The sequence below is a fragment of the Kytococcus sp. HMSC28H12 genome, assembly GCF_001816045.1.
Lineage (GTDB): Bacteria > Actinomycetota > Actinomycetes > Actinomycetales > Dermatophilaceae > Kytococcus > Kytococcus schroeteri.
In genome coordinates, this window is sequence record NZ_KV824473.1 from 1 (window position 1) to 4,892 (window position 4,892).

4 protein-coding genes are annotated in these 4,892 nt (G+C 72.7%); 1 reads left to right on the forward strand and 3 read right to left on the reverse strand.

Features of this window, described 5'->3' with window-relative positions; translation table 11 throughout:
• Window positions 1–1,301, reverse strand: a 1,301-nt coding sequence (locus HMPREF3099_RS06650) for a GNAT family N-acetyltransferase (RefSeq protein WP_168168468.1), incomplete at its 3' end; no start/stop codon positions are given.
• Window positions 1,302–1,430: 129 nt separating this feature from the next.
• Here HMPREF3099_RS06650 and secA point away from each other — a divergent pair.
• On the forward strand, window positions 1,431–4,139 hold the full coding sequence (gene secA, locus HMPREF3099_RS06655) for a preprotein translocase subunit SecA (protein ID WP_070705270.1): 2,709 nt from the start codon (window positions 1,431–1,433) through the stop codon (window positions 4,137–4,139).
• 114 nt (window positions 4,140–4,253) lie between these two features.
• Here secA and HMPREF3099_RS06660 read toward each other — a convergent pair whose 3' ends face one another.
• Both HMPREF3099_RS06660 and HMPREF3099_RS06665 read right to left on the reverse strand, forming a co-directional pair.
• A complete protein-coding gene (locus HMPREF3099_RS06660) occupies window positions 4,254–4,640 on the reverse strand; it encodes an Rv3235 family protein (protein WP_070705271.1) in 387 nt (128 codons plus the stop codon).
• A partial coding sequence (locus HMPREF3099_RS06665) for a LysM peptidoglycan-binding domain-containing protein (RefSeq protein WP_141762031.1) occupies window positions 4,637–4,892 on the reverse strand: 256 nt, incomplete at its 5' end. The genes HMPREF3099_RS06660 and HMPREF3099_RS06665, both read right to left, overlap by 4 nt.

The window sequence follows — 4,892 nt, forward strand, 5'->3', positions numbered from 1 at the left end:
GCGTCGCGGGCACGCGTGACGGCCGCCGGCCGTGGCGCGGGCGGGTTGGGGCGGTTGCCGCCCGTCGGGTCGGGCACCTCGGCGTCGTTGAGCAGCTCGAACAGGTACCCGTCCTGCAGGTCCTCCCGGCGGCCGCTGGAGGCCCGCTCGATGCCCACCAGCCCGAACCCGGCCCGCCGCAGCGCCTCGGCTGAGCCGCGGTTGCCGGCCTCGCACCCGGCCTCGAGGCGCGCGAGCCCCAGACCCCCCTCGGCGGCCGGGGTGAAGGCGTGGTCGGCCAGCGCCACCAGTGCGGCGTGCAGCAGGCCCCGCCCGCGGGCGTGCGGGTACAGCGAGTAGCCCACCGACGCGGTGCCGGGGTAGAAGGGGTGGCCCAGCCGGCCCAGCTGCAGGTACCCACCCACGCGGTCGGTGGCCGGGTCCACGATCGCCCAGGCCACCATCTCGCCGGTGGCCATGCGGGTGCGCTGCCGGGTCAACCACGCGTCGTACCCGGCCTCGTCGGCCGGCGGCATCATGCCGGGCATGAAGCGGTCGCCCAGCGGGTCGGGTTCCGGGTCGGTCGGCCGGTCGCCCTCCTCCCAGGCGCGCAGCCGCACCGCCGGCAGCTCGCGTCCGGTCGCGTCCGTGCCGGAGGGCACGTCGAGGGTGGACGGCGTGTGCCAGGGGTGCCGCGGCTCGATGGGCTCGCCGGCCTCCCAGGTGCCGATCCACCCGTCGAAGGTCGCCCGCTCCTGCGGCATGAGGCCGGGCACGGCGTCGGAGAAGCGGTAGCCCAGCCGCCACCCGGTGCGGCGCGAGGCCCAGTTGCCCACGGCGGCCTTCCAGTGCAGCACCCGCAGCCCCCCGTGCTCGGTGGCCCAGCGCATCGCCATCGCCGCGGCGGGCACCATGAGGCCCCGGCCGCGGTGGTCGGGGTGCAGCACCAGGCCCATCTCGCCCACGCCGCCGCCGATGGGGCGCACCTCCACCTGGCCGGCGAAGACCCACTGCCCGGTCTCGTCGCGGGCGTCCACCGCCCAGCCCATCACCCCCGAGGCGTCCCCGCCGGCGCGCAGCGCCCACCCCTCGTGCATGTGGCCCACCCACCAGGCGGCCGCGCCCTCGTCGTACGGCTGCGGCACGGTGGTCCAGTGCACGGTCACCGGGTCGTTGCTCGTGGCCACCACGGCGGGCACGTCGGCCGGCGTGTGCAGGCGCAGGCGCACGTCGCCGTCCACCAGCTCGGGGCAGGTGCGGGCGGCCACCTCGGCGGTGCTCTGCGGGGTGGGTTCGGGCGAGGGCGTGGCGGCGTCGGGCATGCGCACCATCCAACACCGGTGGTCCGGGGGCGGTCACGCCGGTTTCGCGCGGGCCGTCAACTAGGCTGTCCGGGCCGCTGGGGCGAGTGCTGACGCCCCACGGTGCCGAGCCGACCCGAGGAGACCTCCGTGCCGAAGATCATCGACCGCGTGCTGCGAGCGGGAGAGGGACGCGTCCTGCGCCGTCTGCAGGGCACGGTCGATGCCGTGAACGCCCAGGAGGCCTCGGTGCAGGGGCTCACCGACGCTGAGCTGCGTGAGCAGACCGACCGCTTCAAGGCCCGTCTGGCCGACGGCGAGTCGCTCGACGCGCTGCTGCCCGAGGCCTTCGCCACCGTCCGCGAGGCGGCCGTACGTACCCTGGGCAAGCGGCACTTCGACGTGCAGGTCATGGGTGGCGCGGCCCTGCACAACGGCTCGGTGGCCGAGATGCGCACCGGTGAGGGCAAGACGCTCGTGGCCACGCTGCCGAGCTATCTCAACGCGCTCACCGGCAAGGGCGTGCACGTCGTCACCGTGAACGACTACCTGGCCGAGTACCAGGCCGAGCTCATGGGCCGCGTGCACCGCTTCCTCGGGCTGGAGACCGGCGTGATCCTCTCGAAGCTCAACCCCGCGCAGCGCCGCGAGGAGTACGCCAAGGACATCACCTACGGCACCAACAACGAGTTCGGTTTCGACTACCTGCGCGACAACATGGCGTGGTCCACCGACGAGCTCGTGCAGCGCGGCCACCACTTCGCCATCGTCGACGAGGTGGACTCCATCCTCATCGACGAGGCCCGCACCCCGCTGATCATCTCCGGCCCCGGCGACCAGGCCACCAGCTGGTACTCCACCTTCGCCACCGTCGCCCAGATGCTCGAGAAGGGCACGGCCGCCGACCGCCTCAAGGGCATCGAGGCCACCGGCGACTACGAGGTCGACATCAAGAAGCGCACCGTGGGCGTGCTGGAGTCCGGCATCGAGAAGGTCGAGGACTACCTCGGCGTGCGCAACCTCTACGAGGCCCGCAACACGCCGCTCATCGGCTACCTGAACAACGCCATCAAGGCCAAGGAGCTGTTCACCAAGGACAAGGACTACGTCGTCATGGACGGCGAGGTCCACATCGTCGACGAGCACACCGGCCGCCTGCTGGCCGGCCGCCGCTACAACGACGGCATCCACCAGGCCATCGAGGCCAAGGAGAAGGTGGAGATCAAGCAGGAGAACCAGACCCTGGCCACGGTCACCCTGCAGAACTACTTCCGCATGTACGAGAAGCTCTCGGGCATGACCGGTACCGCCCAGACCGAGGCGGCCGAGCTGCACCAGATCTACAAGCTGGACGTGGTGCCGATCCCCACCAACCGGCCGATGCAGCGCCAGGACCGCTCGGACCTGGTCTTCCTCAACGCCAAGGGCAAGTTCGCCGCCGTGGTCGAGGACATCGTGGAGCGCCACCGCACGGGCCAGCCGGTGCTCGTGGGCACCACGAGCGTGAGCAAGTCGGAGTACCTCTCCGAGCAGCTCACGGCCCGCGGCGTGAAGCACGAGGTGCTCAACGCCAAGTACCACGAGCAGGAGGCGGCCATCGTCGCCGAGGCCGGCCGCAAGGGCGCGGTCACGGTGGCCACCAACATGGCCGGTCGAGGCACCGACATCATGCTCGGCGGCAGCCCGGAGTTCATGGCCGTGGCGGCCCTCAAGAAGCGTGGCCTGGACCCCGACGAGCAGCCGGAGGCCTACGAGGCGGCGTGGGACGAGGCGCTGGCCCAGGCCGAACGTGCCGTGAAGGCTGAGAACGAGGAGGTGCTCGCCCTCGGCGGCCTGTACGTGCTGGGCACCGAGCGCCACGACTCGCGCCGCATCGACAACCAGCTGCGCGGTCGCTCCGGCCGCCAGGGCGACCCGGGCGAGTCCCGCTTCTACCTGTCGCTCGAGGACGACCTCATGGTGCGCTTCAACTCGGGCCTCATGCAGCGCGCGATGGCGGGGGCCGATCCCTCGCAGCCGCTGGAGATGAACATGCTCACCAAGGCCATCGAGCGTGCGCAGACACAGGTGGAGAGCCAGAACTTCGAGTCGCGCAAGAACGTGCTCAAGTACGACGACGTGCTCAACCGCCAGCGCGAGGTCATCTACTCCGAGCGCAAGCGCGTGCTCGAGGGGGCCGACCTGGAGACCCAGGTGCGCCACTTCATCAACGACGTGGTGGTGGGCTACGTGCACGGTGCCACGGCCGAGGGCTACGCCGAGGACTGGGACTTCGACACCCTGTGGGGTGCCCTGGAGGAGCTCTACCCGGTGTCGCTCACGGTGGACGACGTGGTGGAGGCCGCCGGCGGCATCGGCGGGGTGGACGCCGGCCTGCTCATCGACGAGCTGACCAACGACGCCCAGCACGCCTACGACGACCGCGAGCGCGAGATGGGCGAGTCGGTCATGCGCCACCTGGAGCGCCGCGTGGTGCTGGGGGTGCTGGACCGCAAGTGGCGCGAGCACCTCTACGAGATGGACTACCTCAAGGAGGGCATCGGCCTGCGCTCGATGGCGCAGCGTGACCCGCTCGTGGAGTACCAGCGCGAGGGCTACCAGATGTTCGGCGTCATGGCCGACTCCATCAAGGAGGAGGCGGTGGCCGGGCTGTTCCACGTCGAGCCGTCGGCCGACGCGGTGGCCACGCTGGCCGCCGGGGAGCAGCGCCGCCAGCACGGCGGCGCGGTGGACGCCAACGAGGACCAGGCCCGTTGGCAGTACACGGCCCCCACCGCCGAGGGCACCGTGGAGCGCCGCACCGGTTCGGGCCCGCAGGGCAACCGCGCCCAGCGGCGCGCGGAGCAGCGCAACCGCTGACCGGCCGGGCGGACGACCAGCCCTTCGACGCAGGAGGACCCCGGTGCCCACCGGGGTCCTCCTGCGTGCCGGCCACCGGGTGGTGGTGCCCTGCCCGGGTGGGGCACCGCCGTGTCAGCCCATCTCCAGGACGGTGAGCAGCCAACGCCCGTCGAGCCCCTCCAAGCGCAGCGCCATGGCGCGCACCTGCTGGCGCACCACCACCACGGCCGAGACCTCCACGATGCCGTCACGGACGTGGCAGGCGCGGACGGTCCGCACGCCCACACCTCCGGTGGCCCGGCCCAGTCGTCGCGAGAGCGCGTTGCGGCGGGCCAGGCGGGTGAGCAGCTCGGGCGTCACCCACCGGCTCAGCTGCGTGGCGTCGCGGGAGCCCTCCATCACCTCCACGACCGTGCGGCTGAGGTGGGCCGCCCAGGGCAGGGCCGCCGGCAGGTCGTGGGTCGACGTGGGCTGGCGGTCGAAGAAGTCGACCTGCTGCGCCTCGGGACGGGCGGTCACCGCGCACCCCCCGTCCGCGGGGCGGGGGCCACCAGGCGGGTGCCGGCCAGCAGGAGGTTCGGGTCGTTCCCGATGACCTCGCGGTTGGCCTCGTACCAACGCGGCCACTCGTCGGCCACGGCGCGCGCCGAGGCCCTCGGTCCCAGGTGGCGCGCCGCGATCTCCCACAGGGTGTCGCCGGCCGCCACGGTGACGGCGGGGCGGGCCCGGGCGGGATCCGTGGGCGCCTCCGGCCCCGGGGTCGTGGGCGTG